Source organism: Phycicoccus sp. CSK15P-2 (assembly GCF_016888005.1).
Lineage (GTDB): Bacteria > Actinomycetota > Actinomycetes > Actinomycetales > Dermatophilaceae > Phycicoccus.
The window spans coordinates 1-18,394 of the sequence record NZ_JAFDVE010000029.1 but is presented as its reverse complement, the minus strand read 5'-3'; the positions used below and the strand labels follow the sequence as shown (position 1 = coordinate 18,394).

The following is an 18,394-nucleotide window of genomic DNA, read 5'->3' as shown; positions in this document are numbered from 1 at the left end:
GCAGGCGGGACACCGCGCGTCGGTCAGCCCTCGCGCATGGAGACGGGTGCGCCGCGCTGGACCGTCCGCGAGACCGTGCAGAGCCGGTCGTGGCTCTGGGCCATCGCCCGCGGCAGCCGGTCGCGCGCCCGGTCACCGTCGGGGCCGTCCGGGAAGCGCACCCGGAACGTGACCTCGATCTCGTCGAGGTGGTTCCCGGCGTCGTCCTTCGCCTTCAGGCCCGAGGCCTGGACCTCGTAGGTCTCCGGCTCGGCGATCCGGCTCGTGATGAAGTCGACGTCGGTGGCGCTGCACCCGGCCATCGCCGCGAGGAAGATCTCGACCGGTGTGAAGTCGGGCGTGTCCCCTCCACCGCCGAGCCGCATCGTGCCGCCGCGGTCGTTGCGCACCTCGTACAGCCCCTTCTCGAGCCGCGTCATCGTGATGCTGCGGCGGCCGAGCCCGGTGCCTCCGGTGTCGGGACGGGTCTGGTCGGTCATCGCTCACTCCACTTCTCGGCGACGGTACGCACGACCTCCAAGGCGCGCCACGTCGTCGTCAGGCCGGTGATCTTCTCGATCCGGGCGTTGGTCAGGGTGCTCTCGTGGAAGTCCCTGCCGAGCTCCGCGAGCACGGCGTCCGTGAGGGCGACGGCACGCTCGCCACTGGTGGTCCAGGCGGCGAAGGTGGCAGCAGCCTGCTGCGGCACCGGCCCGTCGGCGACCGCCAGGTAGCGCTTCACCGGCCCCGGGAACATCGGTGCCACGGCGTCCGCCTCCCTCACCAGCTCGCCGAGTGCGGCAGGCGTCCGGACGATGCACGGGATGTCGAACCCCGCCCAGGCCGAGAGCGTGGAGGTCAGGTGCCCTGCCACGCTCTCCGCCGTCCGGCGGCGGCTGGTGACCGCGACGTTCCCCGACTGGATGTGGGTCTCGACCTGCGTGTACCCGGCATCCTCGAGAGCCGCTCGGAGCCCGGCCATCCGCACGGACCGTCGTCCCCCGACGTTCACAGCGCGCAGGAAGGCGATGTAGCCGGGCATGGCGCCCATCCTCTCAGGAGCCTGCGACGGCCTCCGTCACGGCACGGGCCAGGTGTGCACCGGGTCGTTGGCGTCCATGTGGGCGATGTAGCGCTCGACCATCGCGCGCAGCGCCTCGCGGCGTTGCAGCCCCTGCTCCTCGAAGTGGCGCACCGTGCGCGTCTGCCACTCCGCGCCGTTGACGCCGGTCGTGGCCCGGCCCTCGATGATCCCCAGGTAGTGCTCCCGCACCGCGTCCGAGACGCCCCACGCCCGGAGCCCCTCGTGGGCGATCGGGAGCAGGTGCCGCAGGACGAGCTCGTCCGCCGACACCTCGCCGAAGCCCGGCCAGTACACACGGGCCTCCATCCCGTCGCGGGCCGCACGCCGGAAGTTCTCCTCGCACGCCGCGAAGCTCATCTTCGTCCACACCGGGCGGTCGGCCGCGGCCAGCACCCGCACCGCCCCGTAGTAGAACGCAGCGTTCGCGAGGACATCCGCGATCGTCGGCCCGGCCGGCAGCACCCGGTTCTCGACCCGGAGGTGCGGGACGCCGTCGACGATGTCGTAGATCGGGCGGTTCCAGCGGTACACCGTGCCGTTGTGCAGCCGGAGCTCGGCGAGCTCAGGGGCGACGCCCGCCTCGAGCTTGGCCATCGGGTCCTCGTCGGTGACCTCGGCGAGGAGGGTCGGGAAGTAGCGGACGTTCTCCTCGAAGAGGTCGAAGATCGACGTGATCCACCGCTCGCCGAAGAACACCCGGGGCCGCACGCCCTGGTTCTTCAGCTCGACGGGACGGGTGTCGGTGGCCTGGCTGAAGAGCTCGATGCGGGTCTCGGCGTGCAACCGCTTCCCGAAGAAGTACGGGCTGTTCGCGGCGAGCCCGAGCTGGACCGGCGACAGGGACTGCGCGGCGTTCCAGTGCGAGGCGAAATCGTGCGGCGCGACCTGGAGGTGCAGCTGGACGGAGGTGCACGCCGACTCGGGGGCGATCGACGTGCAATAGGTGGCGACGCGCTCTCCCGTGGGCCCCTCGATGTCGAGGTAGACGTCCTCGCCGCGGGCCAGGACGATCGAGTCGTTGAGCGCGGTATAGCGGTTGTTCTCGCTGATCCAGTCCCCCTCGTAGTGCTCGGGCATGATCGTCGGGAGGATCCCGATCGCGACCATCTTCGAGCCGACCTCGCGGGCTGCCTCGTCGGCGGCGTTCAGGCTGTCGCGCAGGTCGCGCTCGAGCTCGAAGGCCGAGTCTCCGGGCAGCGGCCGGGGCGGCACGTTGAGCTCGACGTTGTACCGGGCCAGCTCGGTCTGGAAGCCCGGGTCGGCGATCGCCTCGAGGACCTCCGCGTTGTGGAAGTGCGGCTGCTGGCGGTCGTCGACGAGGTTGAGCTCGATCTCCAAGCCGGTCATCGGGCGGTCGAAGTCGAAGCTGCTCGTCGTGAGCATCCGCTCGAAGACGTCGAGGTTCTGGCGGACCTTCTCGCGGTACCGCTGACGTTGCTCACGCGTGTAGCTCTGCGCGCTGACCTCGGATCCCATGGACGACAACCAACCACATCGGCCGGGGCGGCGGAAGCAGCACCAGCGTTTCGGTCCCCGGGGATGTCGGTGCCCCGCCCTAGCGTTGTCGGCATGCGGTTGCTGCACACCTCCGACTGGCACCTGGGACGCTCGTTCCACGGCGTCGGGCTGCTCGGTGCTCAGGCCCGCTACGTCGACCACCTCGTCGAGGTCGTGCGGGCCGAGTCGGTCGACGCCGTCCTCGTCAGCGGCGACGTCTACGACCGCGCGCTGCCCTCCCCCGACACCATGGCGCTCCTCTCCCAGACGCTCGAGCGGGTCGTCGACACCGGGGCCCAGGTCGTGCTCTCCAGCGGCAACCACGACTCCGCGGTGCGCCTGGGCTTCGCGTCCGGTCTCCTCGAACGTGCCGGGGTGCACGTGCGCACCTCGGTGGCCGACGTCGGCCGGCCGGTGCTTCTCGGCGACGTCGCCGTCCACCCCCTCCCCTACCTCGAGCCCCTGCTCGTCGCCGATGCCCTGGGCGTCGAGGAGCGCAGCCACCGGGCCGTGCTCGGGGCGGCGATGGACCGGGTCCGGGCCGACGCCTACCGGCGTGGCGGCCGCACGGTCGTCATGGCGCACGCGTTCGTCAGCGGCGCCGAGAGCAGCGAGTCCGAGCGCGACATCTCGGTCGGCGGCGTCGCGGTCGTCCCGGCGGACGTCTTCGCCGGGGTCGACTACGCGGCGCTGGGTCACCTGCACGGTCGCCAGCAGGTGGCCGAGCGGGTCCGGTACAGCGGGTCCCCCCTCGCGATGTCCTTCGGGGAGCACCGTCAGCGCAAGGGTGGCCTGCTCGTCGACCTCTCGGGCGGCTCGGCGGACGTCACGCCTGTCGACGCGCCGGTCGAGCGGCCGCTGGCCGTCCTGCGCGGAACACTGGAGTCGCTGCTCATCGACCCGCGTCACGTGGCGGCGGAGCGCGCCTGGGTCCAGGTCACGCTCACCGACCCCGTCCGCCCGCTCGGTGCGATGGAGCGGCTCCGGCGGCGCTTCCCGCACACCCTCGAGCTGCGCTTCGAGCCCGAGGGGGCGTCGGTGCCGCTCCGTCCGTACTCGACGCGGGTGTCGGCGCTGTCCGAGGTCGACGTCTGCTGCGACTTCCTCGGCCACGTCCGCTCGGGCAGGGTGGCGGACGACGACGAGCGTGCCCTCCTCCGCGAGGCGGTCGAGAGCGCCCGCGTGGCCCGGGGTCTGTCGGACGACGAGGGCGTGGCGCGTGACCGCTCCGGCGTCTCGGGGGCGGCGTGAGGATCCACCGGCTCGAGGTCGAGGCCTTCGGGCCGTTCGCGGAGCGGGTCGTCCTCGACCTCGACGACGTCTCCGCGTCCGGGCTCTTCCTCGTGCACGGGCCCACGGGGTCCGGCAAGACGAGCCTCCTCGACGCCGTGTGCTTCGGGCTGTACGGCGACGTCCCCGGCGCGCGTCGCAAACAAGGCCTGCGCAGCGACCACGCCGCCCCCGACGCGGTGCCCCAGGTAGTTGTCGAGCTCACCGTCGCCCGGCGGAGGTTGCGGCTGACCCGTTCCCCCGAGTGGCAGCGCCCGAAGAAGCGGGGCAGCGGCACGGTGCGGCAGCAGGCGTCGGTGTTTCTCGAAGAGCTCGTCGGAGGTGCCTGGCAGCCGTTGAGCACCGGTCACCCGGAGGTCGCCGAGATCGTCACGGACGTCCTCGGAATGGGGCTCAAGCAGTTCGCCAGCGTCGTCCTGCTGCCCCAGGGCGAGTTCGCGACGTTCTTGCGGGCCGAGCCCGAAGAACGTCGGCTCCTCCTCGAGCGCCTCTTCGACATCGGGGTCTTCGCCGACGTCGAGGAGTGGCTGGCCGAAGCCCGGCGCTCCGGTGGTACCGCCCTGGAGAGCGCCGAACATCGTCTGGTCGCCGACCTGCAGCGCCTCGAGGACGCCCTCACCGAGGTCCCCGGGCTCCTCCCCACCGACGGCGAGGACCCACAGCACCCGCCGCTCGTCGACACCTCCGTCGACGCCCTCCCCACCCGCCTGGGCGAGGTGGCAGCCAGGCTCGACGAGCTGCTCACGGAGGCACTCACCGAGGCCGACGGCGCGGAGCTCGCCGAGGCCGCCGCCCAGTCGGCCCTCGACGACGCCCGCGCGCTCGACGCGCTGCGGACGCGCGGACTCGCCGCCCGTGCCCGGCTCGAGTCCCTCGACGCCCAGGTGGACACCCATCGAGCCCGACGCGCCGAGCTCGACGCCGCCGACCGCGCCGCGCAGGTCACCGGCCAGCTCCGGGCCGCCGACCGCGCCGCCGCCGACCTCGAGACCGCTCGCGAGGCCGTGGCGTCGGCGCGCCAGGGTGTCACGTCGCTCGGGCCGGCACTGCAGGACGACCCCGCGGCGGCCCTCGCCACCCTCCGGGGGCTCGATCCCGCCGCCGAGGCCCTGTCGCGCGAGGCCGGTACCGCGCGGCGCCTCGCCGGGGCGCTCGAGACCGAGGCCGCGCGGTCAGCGTCCGTCCGTGCGGCGATGTCCGACGTCGAGGCCCAGCTGCCGGACGCCCTGGCCGCGGTCGAGAGCGCCCAGGCCGAAGCCGAACGGGTCGAGGGCGACGCCGCGAGGGTCGACGCCCTGTGCGCCACCCTGGCAGCAGCCCGAGCCCGGCGCCGCACCCTCGACGAGCTCGACGACGACCGGGCCGCCCTCGAGGCGCTCGCACCCGGTCGCGCGCAGGCCGGCGAGGCCCTGCTGACGGCCCAGTCCACGCTCATCTCGCTGCGCTCCCGGCGGCTCGACGGCATGGCCGCCGAGCTCGCCCGCGACCTCTCCTCGGGCGAACCGTGTCCGGTCTGCGGTGGCGCGGAGCATCCGGCACCGGCCGTGGCCGCCGACGCCGTCGACCCCGAGGACGTCGCGGCCGCCGAGGCTCGTCTCGAGGCCGCCCGTGCCCATCGGGACGCCCTCGAACGCGATGCGGCCGGCCTCGACGCGGCCGTCACCGCCCGCCTCGCCACCCTCGACGGCGCCACCCCTGCCGACGTCGACCGTGAGGTCGAGGAGGTCACGGCGTCCCACCTGGCGGCGCAGCAGGCTGCCGCCTCCCGGGCGGCGGTCGCACGCCGGCTCACCCAAGCCCGGCACGAGACGGAACGCCTGACCACCGAACGCGCTCGCCTCGCATCGGCCGCCAGTGAGGCCGACCGCCGCGTGCAGGATCTCACCGCCGAGGCGGCCGACACCCGGGAACGCTTCGAGGCGGCCGTCACGGCCCACGACGACTGCCCGTGCGGCGCGCCCGACCCTGCGCGGCACGCTGCGGCGGCCGAGGCGCTCACCGCTCTCGTCCGTGCCCTCGAGGACGAGAACGCCGCCGCCCGGCGTGCGTCCGTCGCCGCGGCCGACCTCGAGGCGGCGCTCACGGCCGGCGGGTTCGGCGCCGCCGACGAGGCGCGCGCCGCCGTCCGCGGCCCGGCCGACCTCGACCGCCTGCGAGACGCGGTCCTCACGCACGACCGCGCCCGCGACGCCGCGGGCAGCATCCTGGGGGAGCCCGAGGTGGCCGCGGCGCTCTCGGCCGAGCCCCCCGCCCTCGACGACCTGGGCGACGACGTCCGCGCGGCGCGGCACCTGGTGCTGGCCGCGCGGGGAAGCCACGACGCGGTCGGCCGTGCCCGCCGCATCTGCGAGACGCTCCGCCCCGCGCTGGTCGAGGCCTGCACCCGGATCGCCGGCCTGGCGGAGCGCCAGGCCCGAGTCCGTGAGCTCGCCGACGCGGTCTGCGGGACGGGTGGCGACAACACCCTGCGGATGCGACTCACCTCCTTCGTCCTCGCGGCGCGGCTCGAGAAGGTGGCGGAGCTCGCCAACGAGCGGCTCGCCGTCATGGGTGGCGGACGCTACGTCCTCGAGCACAGCGACGAGCGAGCGGCCCGCGGCGCCCGCTCGGGCCTGGGCCTGCGTGTCCTCGACCAGTGGACGGGCAAGGTCCGTGACACCGCCTCGCTCTCCGGGGGCGAGTCCTTCATGGCGTCACTGGCCTTGGCGCTCGGTCTCGCGGACGCGGTGCGGGAGGAGTCCGGCGGGCTCGACCTCGGCACCCTCTTCATCGACGAGGGCTTCGGCAGCCTCGACGACGACAGCCTCGAACAGGTGCTGACCGTGCTCGACGGGCTCCGCGAGGGCGGGCGGGCCGTCGGCGTCATCAGCCACGTCGCCGACCTGCGCTCTCGGGTCCCCGACCAGGTCGTGGTGAGCAAGGGCGCGAGCGGCAGCTCGGTCACCGTCCGCGGTGCCGCCGAACCGGCAGCCTGACCGCGCCTCAGTCCTCGAACGCCTCCGGGGCCGGGCACGAGCACACGAGGTGCCGGTCGCCGTACGCACCGTCGATGCGGCGCACCGGCGGCCAGTACTTCGCCGCGGCGTCCACCCCGGGGGGGTACGCAGCGGCCCGGCGGTCGTACGGGTGCGGCCACTCGCCCGCCAGCGACTCCGCCGTGTGCGGGGCCTGGCGCAGCACGCTCTCCCCGACGGCCACGGTGCCCGAGCCGACCTCGTCGATCTCGCGACGGATCGCCACCATCGCGTCGCAGAACCGGTCCAGCTCGTGCAGGTCCTCGCTCTCGGTCGGCTCCACCATGAGCGTGCCGGCCACGGGGAACGACATCGTCGGGGCATGGAAGCCGTAGTCGACGAGGCGCTTCGCGACATCATCGACCGTCACCCCCGTCTCCTTGGTGATACCCCGCAGGTCGAGGATGCACTCGTGCGCCACGAGGCCGTCCGTGCCCGCGTAGAGCACGGGGTAATGGTCGCGCAGCCGGGCCGCGACGTAGTTCGCGTTGAGGACGGCGACCTCCGTGGCCCGGGTGAGACCGGCACCTCCCATGAGCCGCACATAGGCCCACGAGATCGGCAGGATGCTCGCCGACCCGTACGGCGCGGCCGACACCGGCCCGACCCCCGTCTCCGGGCCTGCCGCGGCGTCGAGCGGGTGGTTGGGCAGGTACGGGGCCAGGTGCTCACGGCACGCCACCGGTCCCACGCCGGGACCACCGCCGCCGTGCGGGATGCAGAACGTCTTGTGCAGGTTCAGGTGCGACACGTCCGCCCCGAACCGTCCGGGACGGGCGATGCCCACGAGGGCGTTGAGGTTGGCACCGTCGACGTACACCTGTCCGCCGGCGTCGTGCACCATCGCGCAGAGATCGGTGATCGTGTCCTCGAAGACGCCGTGTGTAGACGGGTAGGTGACCATGATCGCCGCGAGCGTGTCCCGGTGCTCCTCGACCTTCGCGGCGAGGTCGTCCATGTCGACGTTCCCGCTCGTCGGAGCGGTCTTGACGACGACGACCTTCATGCCGGCCATCACCGCGCTCGCCGCGTTGGTCCCGTGCGCGCTGCTCGGGATGAGACACACCCGGCGCTCGTCGTCGCCGTTGGCGCGGTGGTAGGCCGCGATCGCCAGAAGGCCCGACAGCTCGCCCTGCGACCCCGCGTTCGGCTGCAGCGAGACCGCGTCGTAGCCGGTGAGCTCGCAGAGCCACGTCGAGAGCTCGTCGACGAGATCACGGAGACCCCGGGTCTGCTCGTGCGGTGCGAACGGGTGCAGGTCCGCGAACTCGGGCCAGGTCACCGCGACCATCTCGGTCGTCGCGTTGAGCTTCATCGTGCACGAGCCGAGGGGGATCATCCCGCGGTCGAGGGCGAAGTCGCGGTCGGCGAGCCGGCGCAGGTAACGCAGCATCGCGGTCTCCGACCGGTGGGCGGAGAAGACCGGGTGGGTGAGGTACTCGGAGGTGCGGGTCAGCGCGTCGGGCCAGGACGTCGGCTCGACGCGGACCGTCCCGGGCGTGGTGGCGCCGAACGCCCGACACACCTTCCCCAGCACGGTCGTGTCAGTGGTCTCGTCGACGCTGAGGAGCACCGTGTCGTCGTCGGCCTCCCAGACGTTGACACCCTCGGCCAGCGCGGCCGCGACGAGCTCGGCCGCCCGCCCGGGCACGCGCACGGCCAGCGTGTCGAAGAACGGAGTGTCCCCGACGTCGAGCCCGGCGGCCCGGAGGGCATCGGCCAGGTCGCGGGCGTGGGCGTGCACACGCAACGCGATCGCCCGCAGCCCGTCCGGCCCGTGGTAGACGGCGTACATGCTCGCCATGACCGCGAGCAGCACCTGGGCGGTGCAGATGTTAGAGGTCGCCTTCTCGCGGCGGATGTGCTGCTCGCGCGTCTGCAGCGCCAGCCGGTAGGCAGGGTCGCCGTCGGCGTCGACCGACACCCCGACGAGCCGGCCGGGCAGGGTGCGCTCGAGGCCCTTCCGGACGCTCATGAAGCCGGCATGCGGGCCACCGAAGCCCACCGGCACCCCGAAGCGCTGGGTCGTGCCGACCGCGATGTCGGCCCCCCACTCCCCCGGCGGTACCGCCAGCGTGAGGGCGAGCAGGTCGGCGGCGGCCGCGACGAGCGCGCCGACCTCGTGCGCGGCCTCGGCGAGACCGCGGTGGTCGCGGAGCCGGCCGTCCATCGCCGGGTACTGGAGGAGGACGCCGAAGACGTCCGTGCCCCCGGCCGCGGCCCGCAGCTCCTCGGCGGACTCCACGCCGTCGAGGTCGGCCACCACGACCGGGATGCCGAGCGGCACGGCTCGGGTCCGCACGACGGCCAGCGTCTGCGGGAAGACCTGTGCGTCGACGACGAGCACCGCGTCGGCGGCTGCCTTCGACGCGCGCCGCATGAGGGTCATCGCCTCGGCCGCGGCGGTGCCCTCGTCGAGCAGCGAGGCGCCGGCGACGGGCAGCGCGGTGAGGTCGGAGACGACCGTCTGGAAGTTGAGGAGAGCCTCGAGACGGCCCTGCGAGATCTCGGGCTGATAGGGCGTGTAGGCCGTGTACCACGCGGGGTTCTCGAGGACGTTGCGCTGGATCACGGCCGGGGTGACGGTCCCGTAGTACCCCAGTCCGATGAGGGTCCTGACGACCCGGTTGCGCGCGGCGACCTGGCGCAGCTCTGCCACGACCGCGGCCTCCGACGCGGAGGGCTCGACCTCGAGCCGGCCCTCGAACCGGATGCCGGAGGGGACCGCCGTGGCCACGAGGTCCTCCAGGGACTCCCGGCCGACGACCTTCAGCATGCCCTCGAGGTCGGACTCGCGCGGACCGATGTGCCGACCGGCGAACTCGGGAAGGACGGTGCTCACGGGGACCTCACAGGGGCAGACGACGGTGACGTCTCCCCCTCTGTCGGGCATCGCGCCCTCCGGAGGTGCCTGGTCCGCGCGGTCCCTGGCGCCTGAGAGGTTCTGGGGAGGGTTGCCCCTTCGGCGCCCCGGTCACGTGCCGGGGACTCTCCCGCACGGTGTGAACGGCAGGACCAAACCTAGCATCGTCGCGGTGGGTGCCCGACGAGGCACGCCCCGCCCCCGCGAGGGGGACACCAGGGTCGTCAGGCGAGACGAGCGGCGCGGCGCGCCGAGAGCTCGTCTCCCGGATGGGTTGACGGCTCGTCGTGCTCGGCCCGTTCGCTGGGCAGCTCCGCGAGCTCGCCCTCGACCTCGCGCCAGACGCGCCCGACGGCGATGCCGAAGACGCCCTGGCCGCCTTGGAGGAGGTCGATGACCTCGTCGGTGGAGGTGCACTCGTAGACCGAGGCGCCGTCGCTCATCAGCGTGATCTCGGCGAGGTCGTCGACGCCGCGGTCGCGCAGCACGGTGATGGCGCCGCGGATCTGCTGCAGCGAGACCCCGGTGTCGAGGAGCCGCTTGACGACCTTGAGGGCCAGGATGTCGCGGAACCCGTAGAGGCGCTGCGTGCCCGACCCACCGGCCGCCCGGACCGAGGGCTCGACGAGACCGGTCCGGGCCCAGTAGTCGAGCTGGCGGTAGGTGATGCCGGCCGCCTTGCACGCCGTGGGGCCGCGATAGCCGACCTCGTCGTCGAGCTCCGGCAGGTCGTCGGAGAACAGCATGCCCTGCGCGGCGACCGGGACCGTGCCCGTCGTGTGCGCCTCTCCTGTGGAGCCCACGCCTACCTCCTGATGTGCCGCCCTCATCGACGACTGTACGCCGAGGAATGACATCGGCGTCACTCACTCGGCCACTTTGTGTGACGGGTGTGACCGTAGAGGCGGATGTGACACCGGTCAACGACCACGGCAACGACACGCCCACCGGCGTGTCGTCCGTTCTCGGGTCAGACGCCGCCCTCGGTGTCGAAGTCGTCGGCCGAGACGTGGTCGAGGAACTCCTTGAACCGCTCGACCTCGTCGTCCTCCTGCTCGGCCATCTCGACGCCCGCTTCGGCGAGCAGGGACTCGTCGGTGACGATCTCGGCCCCCGCCCGCAGCGCGAGGGCGATCGCGTCCGAGGAGCGCGAGTCGATGACGGTCCCCCCGGCGGCGTCCCCACCGTCGATGTCGAGGACGGCGTGGAACACCCCTTCCTCGAGCGAGGTGATCCGCACCCGCGTCAAGGTGTGCCCGGTCTCGTCGATCACCGACCGGAGGAGGTCGTGGGTCAGCGGCCGGGGCGGCACGACGCCCTGCTGGGCGTACGCGATGGCCGTGGCCTCGGCAGCCCCGATCCAGATGGGCAGGTAGCGGTCGCCGTCCCGCTCCCGGAGGAGGACGAGAGGCTGGTTGTTCGGCATCTCGACCCGCACGCCGAGGACGTCCAGCACCTTCACGCATCCACCGTACCTCTCCGGTGGGACGCCCGACCCGGAGTACGAGGGACGGGGCGCCGGGCTCAGGAGGTCTCGGAGAGCCCACCCCGCAGGAGCGCGGCGTGCAGGGCCAGGCAGAGCCGCGCGACCTCGTCGCGGGCCGCGTGGGCGTCCGCCCCGCGCCGGCCTCCGACGACCTGCTCGACGAGACCGACCTCACGGTCGGCCGCGGCCCGAACGCCCCGGAGGTGCCGTGGTTCGACACCGAAGGCCCCGAGACCCGCCACGGCCCGGGCGACATCGAGATCGGCGGCGCCGTGCATCCCCTCCACCGGACGGAGCAGGCCGTGCCCGACGAGGGCGTCGACGTCCGTCGCCGAGAGGCCCGAGGCCTCGGCGAGCTCGTCGGCCGAGAGCCGCAGGGTGCCCGCGGCCCGCACGGCGGACGCGTCGGGCGGAGCCGCGGCCGCCACGGGCTCCGGCAGCGCCGGACGCTCCCCCGGAGCGGTGAAGCCCAGCCCGCGGTCGGCCGCGGCCAGCGCCTCCTTGATGACCTTGAGGGGCCAGAAGAGATCGCGCTGGGCCCGCAGGACGTAGCGGAGCCGTTCGAGATCTTCCGGGGAGTACCGCCGGTAGCCCGCGCCGGACCGCTCGGGCGCGACCAGCCCCTCCGCCTCGAGGAAGCGGACCTTGGAGACCGTGACGTCGGGGAACTCGTCGACCAGGGCCGAGACGACCGCCCCTATCGTCAGGGGCCTGCCAGGGGCCACGGGTGGACGGTCAGGCCTGGGCCGAGGCGTAGAAGACGAGCCGGAACTTGCCGATCTGGACCTCGTCGCCCGTCGTGAGCAGCGCCTCGTCCACGAGGTCGCGGTTGACGTAGGTGCCGTTGAGCGAGCCGACGTCGTGGACCATGAACGACCCGGACGAGCGGCGGAAGACCGCGTGCTTGCGCGAGACGGTGACGTCGTCGAGGAAGATGTCGCTGTCCGGGTGCCGCCCCGAGAGGACCTCGTCGTCGTCGAGCAGGAAGCGCGCACCGGTGTTCGGGCCCCTGAGGACGACCAGCAGCGCAGTGCCGGGACGCAGCGCCTCGACCGTCGCGAGGTCGGCCTTGGTGAGGACGTGCTCGCTCTCACCCTGCGGCTCGGCGCGGGTCGCGCCCTCGACGGCCTGCAGGCGCATCGTGGTCGGGTCGGGTGCCGTCCCCGACCGGTCGTCGCGCTCGTCAGTCATGCGGTGGTCACCCTCCTCGAATGTGGCTCGCGGACTGTCACCCTAGATCACGGGCGGGCGGATGTCCCACCCTTCCCTCCAACCTCTGGGACCGCGGCGGTCAGGACAGCTGCGCGGTGTAGGCCTCGGCATCCATCAGGCCGTCGACGTCCGCGGCGTCGGCCGGTGTCATCTCGTACATCCAGCCCTCGCCGTAGGGGTCGGTGTTGACGAGCTCCGGGGTGGAGTCCAGGGCCGGGTTCACCGCCGTCACCTCGCCGGCGATGGGGGCGTAGAGGTCGCTGACCGACTTCGTGGACTCGACCTCGCCACAGGTGTCTCCCGCCGCCACGGTGTCCCCCACCGCGGGCAGCGTGACGTAGACGACGTCGCCGAGCGCCTCCTGGGCGAACGCGGTGATCCCGACCCGTACCGCGTCACCCTCCGTCCGCACCCACTCGTGCTCGGCGGTGTAGCGCAGGCCAGCGGGGTACTCGAGGTCGCTCATGGCGCTCCTGTCTCGGGCCGGTCGGCCACGTCAGGGGTTGGTGGGGACGGGCCGAGCGTACTGAGGCGCCTTCACGGTCAGCAACGCGTCGACGACGACGCGGGTCCGGATCTGGACCTCCGCCTCCGCTCCGACGCGCCGGACGGACGCCGTGACCCCGCCGGGGATCTGCATCGCGCCGGCGAGGGTGTTGGCGTCGCCGATGGCCGTGATGACGTACGGAGGCCGGACCTCCGCGCCGGAGACGGTGAGGGCGCCGTCGCTGCCGCCGAACCACGTCGTCGCGACGACCCGCACGTCACCGACCTGGATGGCCTCGGCCCCCGCCCCGCGCAGCTCCTCGACGGCGTCCAGCAGCGCGGTGCCGTCGAGCTGCTTCTGGGGGTCGTCGATGCGCAGGATGATGCCGGGGCCGGCGGCGGGCGCCGTCCCCGCGAGGATGCTCAGAGCCTCCAGGCGGTCCCGGGCGGCACGCTGGGCCTCCTCCTCGCCGGTCGTGCGGCTCTCGAGGAGCTCGAGGGAGGTCTGGAGATCGCGGATCTCGCTCGACAGCCGGTCACCGTCCTGGTCGACGTCCGCGAAGATGCGGACCAGCTCGTCCTCACGGAGGTTCTCGAGGCCCTCGACCGAGGTCTGTCGTACCTGGGCGATGATCGCGAAGCCGAGGACGACGCCGAGGACCATCGCGAGGAGGTTGGACCGGCTGGGCCGGGGCGCGCCGGCCCGCCGCAGCCGCGCCCACGCGTGACGGGCGTCCCTCGGGGGCCGCGGCCGGGTGTCGGCGCCGCTCATGCGTCGAACAGGTGCCGACGGATCGACGCGACGTTGGAGAAGATCCGCACCCCGAGGACGACGACGACCCCGGTGGAGAGCTGGGAGCCGACCCCGAGCTTGTCCCCGAGGAAGACGATGAACGCGGCCACGACGACGTTGGAGAGGAACGAGACGACGAAGACCTTGTCGCTGAAGATCCCGTCGAGGATGGCCCGCACCGCTCCGAACACGGCGTCGAGCGCGGCGATGACCGCGATCGGCAGGTACGGCTGCAGCCACACGGGAACCGCGGGCTGGAGCAGCAGCCCCAGCATGATGCCGAGGGCCAGGCCGATGGCGGGGATCACGGTCGGCCCTCCTCGTCGTCGCGGTCTCGCACGGCCCCGGACGTCGGGGCGCCTTCAGTATCCACGGTGTCCGCGTACCGGGTGGTGAGGCCCACTGCCGCGGGCACCGAGAGGTCGCGCGAGACGTCCGTGTCGGCCCGCAGGCCGAAGGACCCGTGCAGCGTCGCGAGGTAGCTCCCGCCGGCCCCGTCGGCGAAGGCGGTGGGCATGCTCTGCGGGTCACCGATGGCCGTGATGACGTAGGGCCTGGTCAGCGGCCGGAAGTCGACGATGATCGCCGACCCCGCGAACCGGATGGCACTGACCGACGTCAGCCGGTTGCCGTTGATGCTCACGGCCTCCGCCCCGGACGCCCACAGGGCGTTCACGACGAACTGGATGTCGCTGGAGATGACCCGCTCCTCGTCGGAGGGGTCGCCGTTGCCGCTGTCGTCCGCGTCGTCGGGGTCGTCCAGGGTCACGACGACCCCGGGCCCCTGCATCGGCAGCGCTCCGACCACCTCCGCGAGCTCCCGGCTCCGGGCCGCGTCCCCGCTCGGGCCGTCCAGCTGGCTGGCCTCGAGGGCGGTGACCTGCGCCTGGAGGTCCCGGGCCCTGGTGGCCAGGTCGTCGACCTGCGTGCGGCGGTCCTCGATCTGCTGCACGAGGTCCTTCCGGGCGGCGGACCGAGGGCTGTCGGCCGCGGTCAGGTTGGACGCCGACACCCCGACGACCAGGCCCATCGCCAGCGTGGCCACGACGAGGACCGGGGAGCGCAGCGACGTGGAGCGGGGCAGCCCGGCCGCCTCGCGGCGCTCGGCCGCTGCGGCGTACCCGGGGTCGAGCGGGCGCTCCATCATCGTGCGGATGAGGGTCATCGACGCGTCCGGGCGTCGTGTGGCGGCCGGTGGGCCGGGAGCGCCACCGTCGCCGGGGTCGTCCCGCTCGCTCATGCCGCCACCGCCCGGGGTGCGGCGAGGAGCCTGCGCAGCTGCACCGCGTAGAGGATCCCGGCGACCCAGTACAAAGTGATGCCCCACCACGCGAAGCCCCAGCCGACTGGCTCGGCGACCTGCGCCGCCACCCCGTCGCCGTCGGCGAGGAGCAGCAGCGGGAAGGCGTAGAGCAGGTTGAACGTGGCGGCCTTGCCGGCGAAGTGCACGGGGAGGCCCAGCCAGCCGTGCCGCTTCGCGATGAGCACGACGACCCCCATGAAGGCCTCCCGAGCGAAGAGCACGCCGACCACCCACCAGGGCAGGATGTCCCGCCACGCCAGACCGAAGAGCGTCGACGCGATGTAGAGCCGGTCGGCGACCGGGTCGAGCAGCTGGCCGAGCCGGGACTCCAGGCCGTAGGCGCGGGCGATCTTGCCGTCCAGGTAGTCCGTGACCCCGGATACCACGAGCAGCACGATGGCCAGGGCGTCGTGCTCCGAGAGGATCGCCCAGAGGAACACCGGCACCCCGACCAGGCGCAGCGCCGACAGCACGTTGGGCACCGTGAACACGTCGGTACTCACCCGCCGTTCGGGCCCCGCGTCGGTCATGCACGCAACTGTAGGTGGTCGTGTGGTGGCCCCGGGCCTCCGCCCGGACCGCTCCCCGGCCCGGCGCCGGGCCGGACCTAGGGTGGCCGCATGAGCACCGCCATCCTCGGCGCCCACGAGGCCGAGCTCCGACGCACCCGCACGAGCGTCAAGTGGCTCACCTACCCCTCCGACGTGCTGCCCCTGTGGGTGGCCGAGATGGACGCCCTACCCTGCCCCGCCGTGGTCGAGGCCGTCTCGACGGCGATGGCCCGCGGAGACACGGGCTACGGGTGGGCGCCCGGGTATGCGGCCGCGATGTCCGACTACACCGAGGACGCTCTCGGGTGGTCCTTCCGGCCCTCCGCCGCGATGGTCGTCACCGACGTCATGATCGGCGTGAGCGAGATGCTCCGCCTCCTCACCGACGAGGGCGGTCCGGTGGTCATCTCCCCACCCGTGTACGACGCGTTCTACGGCTTCGTCGAAGCCATCGGACGACGCCGTGTCGACGCCCCGCTCACCCCCGAGGGCCGGCTCGACCCGCAGGCGCTGCGTACGGCCTTCCGGGCCGCGACACAGGGCGGGGCGAGGGCCGCTTACCTCCTGTGCAACCCGCAGAACCCCACCGGTACGGTCCACGCCGCCGACGAGCTCGCGGCGCTCGCCGCACTCGCCGCGGAGCTCGGCGTGCGCGTCGTGAGCGACGAGATCCACGCGCCGCTCGTCCTGGACGGCTCCCCCGCCCACACGCCGTACCTCACCGTCCCCGGTGCCGAGCGGGGGCTCGCCGCGTTCTCGCCGTCCAAGGGCTGGAACCTCGCCGGCCTGAAGGCCGCGGTCGTCGTCGCCGGGTCGCAGGCGGGAGCAGACCTGGCCAGGCTGCACGAGGTGCACACCCACGGTTCCTCCCACCTCGGGGAGATCGCGCACGTCGCGGCCGTCCGAGAGGGCCGGGACTGGCAGCGCCGGCTGGTCACCGAGCTCACCGCCAACCGGGACCTGCTCGGTGATCTGCTCGCCGAGCACCTGCCCGGGGTCCGGTGGACACCGTCCCGGGCGACCTACCTGGCCTGGCTCGACTGCCGTGCGCTCGGCCTCGGCGACGACCCCGCCGCGGTGTTCCGCGAGCGGGGACGGGTGGCCCTGGGGTCGGGGCCGCGGTACGACCCGGAGCGCGGTCAGGGCTTCGTCCGGCTCAACTTCGCCACGACGCCGGACATCGTCGAGGAGGCCGTGCGACGGATGGCCTCGGTGGTCTGAGACCCGAGCCGACCTGCACCGCGGAACCCGGGCAGAAGCCCGGGCTCAGCACACCCGCCACACCCACGCTCGACGACCCGTCACGTGGGAGTCAGGTCTCACCACGGATCATCGTGACTCCCGCGTGGTACCTCGTCACGGGGAAGTCGGGGAAGCGCGTCGTGAACTTGGTCGCGTCGAACAGGTTGTCCTGCGCATACCGCGGGAGCAGCTCCCGGATCTCCCTCGCCGCCGGGGACACGACGCCCGCAGCAGTGAGGGCCCACGTCGGCACGATGCTGTACCTCTCATCGCGGCCGAACTCGGCGGAGGCCATCGTGACGAACTGCCGGTATGTGAGGCGGTGCTCGTCAACCGGAAGGTGCCACGTCTGCCCATACGCATCAGGAGCATTGGCGAGAGCAGCGATGGCCCTGCTGGCGTCCGGTGTCCAGATGAGTGTGCGCAGCGTGTCGTCACGCACAGGAACGAAGGGCCGTCTCCCGGCTTTCAGCCGGTTGAAGACCAGCGCATTCGTGAACCCCTGGGTACGGCCCGGGCCGTAGAACTCCGGGGCGCGGCCGATGAGAACGGCGATGTCACCGCGCTGCATCTCCTCGAGCACCATCTCCGCCATCTCCGCGCGGACACGTCCCTTTCTGCCGAGCGGAGCGAAGCTCGTCCCTTCGGTTTGGAGTCGGCCGTCCTGGGGGTACATGTAGGTGTTGTCGAAGTACGCGAACTTCGCGTTGGCCGCCTTGCTGGCATCGAGCGCATTCCGCAGCATCCTCGAGAACTGCGTCTCCCACAGCTCGGTCCTCGGAGGCAGTCCAGCCGTGAAGTAGACGATCTCACTGCCGGCCACCGCCGCCCTCGTCTGGTCCGCGTCCAGAAGGTCGGCGCTCACAGGTTCGCCTGCGCCGTCGACCGTGCGCGGGCTTCTGCTGACGAGCCTCACGTCGGCGGCGTACGCGCGAGTCAGCTCGCGTGCCAGCTCGGTCCCGATCTGCCCGCTCGCCCCCAAGATGGTCTGCATTCCCGATCCTTCCTCTCCACGCATCCGACCCCACAGCCCCCGTCGACCCTTCTCCGACCGGCGTGCCCTGGACTCCGCCCTGGGACTGCTGCAGGTCTGGTCGACAGTTCCGGTGTCGTGTTTCAGGCCGCGTGAACGGCACGGTTTGCTGGTCTCAGGCTCGATCGAGGTGAGCCTATCGAGGGAGCGCCGGTGGCACCGGCGGTGGTGGTTGCGCTCGATACCCACACCCGAGACCGCCGCGACCGCGTCAGCAACCGAAAGGTCAGCCTGCGCCACGGCGACGCCCCGTGCTCCCGTCACCCTCGTCCGCGGCCTGGACATCACCATCCTGGACGCCACCACCGGCGAGAACCTGCGAGAACTCACCCTCGACACCACCCGCAAGTACCAACCCCAGACACCACGAAACCCCCGAACCTGACGGTTCGGGGGTTTCCGATGTCCTGAGACATCACACGGTCGGGCTGACAGTGTTGAGTCTCAGGACATAGGAAACGCATGTCTCAAGACATAGGAAACCCTGGTGGGGGTGCGATGCGGGGGTGTCGAAAGCCAGGCTGGTCATCACCGCGGTCACTGTGCAGGGTCTCTCCCAGG

At 72.6% G+C, this 18,394-nt stretch carries 17 protein-coding genes and 1 riboswitch; of the genes, 3 read left to right on the top strand and 14 right to left on the bottom strand.

The window, feature by feature from the left end:
* Nucleotides 1-23 precede the first annotated feature (23 nt).
* From JQN72_RS16070 to JQN72_RS16060, 3 genes are read right to left on the bottom strand one after another with little or no spacing between them, the layout of a single operon-like run.
* Entirely contained in the window at nt 24-479 is a 456-nt protein-coding gene (locus JQN72_RS16070; protein ID WP_204136149.1) for an OsmC family protein, read from the bottom strand.
* The gene (locus JQN72_RS16065; RefSeq protein ID WP_204136148.1) at nt 476-1,021 is read right to left on the bottom strand and encodes a DUF1697 domain-containing protein; all 546 of its coding nucleotides are present in this window, start codon (nt 1,019-1,021) and stop codon (nt 476-478) included. Before JQN72_RS16065 ends, JQN72_RS16070 begins: the two co-directional genes overlap by 4 nt.
* A gap of 36 nt (nt 1,022-1,057) precedes the next feature.
* Entirely contained in the window at nt 1,058-2,539 is a 1,482-nt protein-coding gene (locus tag JQN72_RS16060) for a glutamate--cysteine ligase (protein ID WP_204136147.1), read from the bottom strand.
* Nucleotides 2,540-2,632: 93 nt separating this feature from the next.
* Between JQN72_RS16060 and JQN72_RS16055 the strand changes: the two genes are divergently transcribed.
* Nucleotides 2,633-3,811 carry an exonuclease SbcCD subunit D gene (locus JQN72_RS16055; RefSeq protein WP_204136146.1) on the top strand — a complete coding sequence of 393 codons (1,179 nt, stop codon included), beginning with the start codon at nt 2,633-2,635 and terminating at the stop codon, nt 3,809-3,811.
* Complete coding sequence (locus JQN72_RS18980) at nt 3,808-6,825, top strand: AAA family ATPase (RefSeq protein WP_204136145.1); 3,018 nt, start codon at nt 3,808-3,810, stop codon at nt 6,823-6,825. The genes JQN72_RS16055 and JQN72_RS18980 overlap by 4 nt, the downstream gene beginning before the upstream one ends.
* 7 nt (nt 6,826-6,832) lie before the next feature.
* On the opposite strand, the gene gcvP is transcribed toward JQN72_RS18980, so the two are convergent.
* From gcvP to JQN72_RS16000, 10 genes are all read right to left on the bottom strand, one after another.
* On the bottom strand, nt 6,833-9,757 hold the full coding sequence (gcvP, locus tag JQN72_RS16045; RefSeq protein WP_204136144.1) for an aminomethyl-transferring glycine dehydrogenase: 2,925 nt from the start codon (nt 9,755-9,757) through the stop codon (nt 6,833-6,835).
* 18 nt (nt 9,758-9,775) lie between these two features.
* Nucleotides 9,776-9,870: riboswitch (glycine riboswitch) on the bottom strand.
* A gap of 81 nt (nt 9,871-9,951) precedes the next feature.
* Complete coding sequence (locus JQN72_RS16040; RefSeq protein WP_204136143.1) at nt 9,952-10,557, bottom strand: MerR family transcriptional regulator; 606 nt, start codon at nt 10,555-10,557, stop codon at nt 9,952-9,954.
* 140 nt (nt 10,558-10,697) lie between these two features.
* Nucleotides 10,698-11,189, bottom strand: a complete 492-nt coding sequence (locus JQN72_RS16035) for a bifunctional nuclease family protein (RefSeq protein ID WP_204136142.1) — start codon at nt 11,187-11,189, stop codon at nt 10,698-10,700.
* A 62-nt stretch (nt 11,190-11,251) separates the two neighbouring features.
* Entirely contained in the window at nt 11,252-11,938 is a 687-nt protein-coding gene (locus JQN72_RS16030; protein ID WP_204136141.1) for a MerR family transcriptional regulator, read from the bottom strand.
* A gap of 10 nt (nt 11,939-11,948) precedes the next feature.
* Nucleotides 11,949-12,404 (bottom strand): FHA domain-containing protein, encoded by a 456-nt coding sequence (locus JQN72_RS16025; protein ID WP_204136140.1) that lies wholly within the window; start codon nt 12,402-12,404, stop codon nt 11,949-11,951.
* A gap of 100 nt (nt 12,405-12,504) precedes the next feature.
* Nucleotides 12,505-12,891 (bottom strand): glycine cleavage system protein GcvH, encoded by a 387-nt coding sequence (gene gcvH, locus JQN72_RS16020; RefSeq protein ID WP_204136139.1) that lies wholly within the window; start codon nt 12,889-12,891, stop codon nt 12,505-12,507.
* A 30-nt stretch (nt 12,892-12,921) separates the two neighbouring features.
* Nucleotides 12,922-13,683: a DUF881 domain-containing protein gene (locus JQN72_RS16015; RefSeq protein ID WP_204136138.1), complete on the bottom strand. Its 762-nt coding sequence runs from the start codon at nt 13,681-13,683 to the stop codon at nt 12,922-12,924.
* The gene (locus tag JQN72_RS16010; RefSeq protein ID WP_204136137.1) at nt 13,680-14,012 is read right to left on the bottom strand and encodes a small basic family protein; all 333 of its coding nucleotides are present in this window, start codon (nt 14,010-14,012) and stop codon (nt 13,680-13,682) included. Before JQN72_RS16010 ends, JQN72_RS16015 begins: the two co-directional genes overlap by 4 nt.
* Complete coding sequence (locus JQN72_RS16005; protein ID WP_204136136.1) at nt 14,009-14,944, bottom strand: DUF881 domain-containing protein; 936 nt, start codon at nt 14,942-14,944, stop codon at nt 14,009-14,011. The genes JQN72_RS16010 and JQN72_RS16005 overlap by 4 nt, the downstream gene beginning before the upstream one ends.
* Nucleotides 14,941-15,537 carry a CDP-alcohol phosphatidyltransferase family protein gene (locus tag JQN72_RS16000; RefSeq protein ID WP_204136135.1) on the bottom strand — a complete coding sequence of 199 codons (597 nt, stop codon included), beginning with the start codon at nt 15,535-15,537 and terminating at the stop codon, nt 14,941-14,943. Before JQN72_RS16000 ends, JQN72_RS16005 begins: the two co-directional genes overlap by 4 nt.
* Before the next feature lie 90 nt (nt 15,538-15,627).
* Between JQN72_RS16000 and JQN72_RS15995 the strand changes: the two genes are divergently transcribed.
* On the top strand, nt 15,628-16,779 hold the full coding sequence (locus JQN72_RS15995; RefSeq protein WP_204136134.1) for a MalY/PatB family protein: 1,152 nt from the start codon (nt 15,628-15,630) through the stop codon (nt 16,777-16,779).
* 91 nt (nt 16,780-16,870) lie between these two features.
* Here the strand turns inward: JQN72_RS15995 and JQN72_RS15990 are convergent, their stop codons facing one another.
* Nucleotides 16,871-17,794, bottom strand: a complete 924-nt coding sequence (locus JQN72_RS15990) for an NAD-dependent epimerase/dehydratase family protein (protein ID WP_204136133.1) — start codon at nt 17,792-17,794, stop codon at nt 16,871-16,873.
* Nucleotides 17,795-18,394 lie beyond the last annotated feature (600 nt).

Excerpts from the sequence above, each read along its gene's own strand:
- JQN72_RS16065 (WP_204136148.1), bottom strand. The coding sequence starts at position 1,021 with ATGCCCGGCTACATCGCCTTCCTGCGCGCTGTGAACGTCGGGGGACGA.
- JQN72_RS16015 (WP_204136138.1), bottom strand. The coding sequence starts at position 13,683 with ATGAGCGGCGCCGACACCCGGCCGCGGCCCCCGAGGGACGCCCGTCAC.
- JQN72_RS16025 (WP_204136140.1), bottom strand. The coding sequence starts at position 12,404 with ATGACTGACGAGCGCGACGACCGGTCGGGGACGGCACCCGACCCGACC.
- JQN72_RS16005 (WP_204136136.1), bottom strand. The coding sequence starts at position 14,944 with ATGAGCGAGCGGGACGACCCCGGCGACGGTGGCGCTCCCGGCCCACCG.
- gcvH (WP_204136139.1), bottom strand. The coding sequence starts at position 12,891 with ATGAGCGACCTCGAGTACCCCGCTGGCCTGCGCTACACCGCCGAGCAC.
- gcvP (WP_204136144.1), bottom strand. The coding sequence starts at position 9,757 with ATGCCCGACAGAGGGGGAGACGTCACCGTCGTCTGCCCCTGTGAGGTC.
- JQN72_RS16040 (WP_204136143.1), bottom strand. The coding sequence starts at position 10,557 with ATGAGGGCGGCACATCAGGAGGTAGGCGTGGGCTCCACAGGAGAGGCG.
- JQN72_RS15995 (WP_204136134.1), top strand. The coding sequence starts at position 15,628 with ATGAGCACCGCCATCCTCGGCGCCCACGAGGCCGAGCTCCGACGCACC.
- JQN72_RS16055 (WP_204136146.1), top strand. The coding sequence starts at position 2,633 with ATGCGGTTGCTGCACACCTCCGACTGGCACCTGGGACGCTCGTTCCAC.
- JQN72_RS16000 (WP_204136135.1), bottom strand. The coding sequence starts at position 15,537 with ATGACCGACGCGGGGCCCGAACGGCGGGTGAGTACCGACGTGTTCACG.
- JQN72_RS15990 (WP_204136133.1), bottom strand. The coding sequence starts at position 17,794 with ATGCAGACCATCTTGGGGGCGAGCGGGCAGATCGGGACCGAGCTGGCA.
- JQN72_RS16060 (WP_204136147.1), bottom strand. The coding sequence starts at position 2,539 with ATGGGATCCGAGGTCAGCGCGCAGAGCTACACGCGTGAGCAACGTCAG.
- JQN72_RS16070 (WP_204136149.1), bottom strand. The coding sequence starts at position 479 with ATGACCGACCAGACCCGTCCCGACACCGGAGGCACCGGGCTCGGCCGC.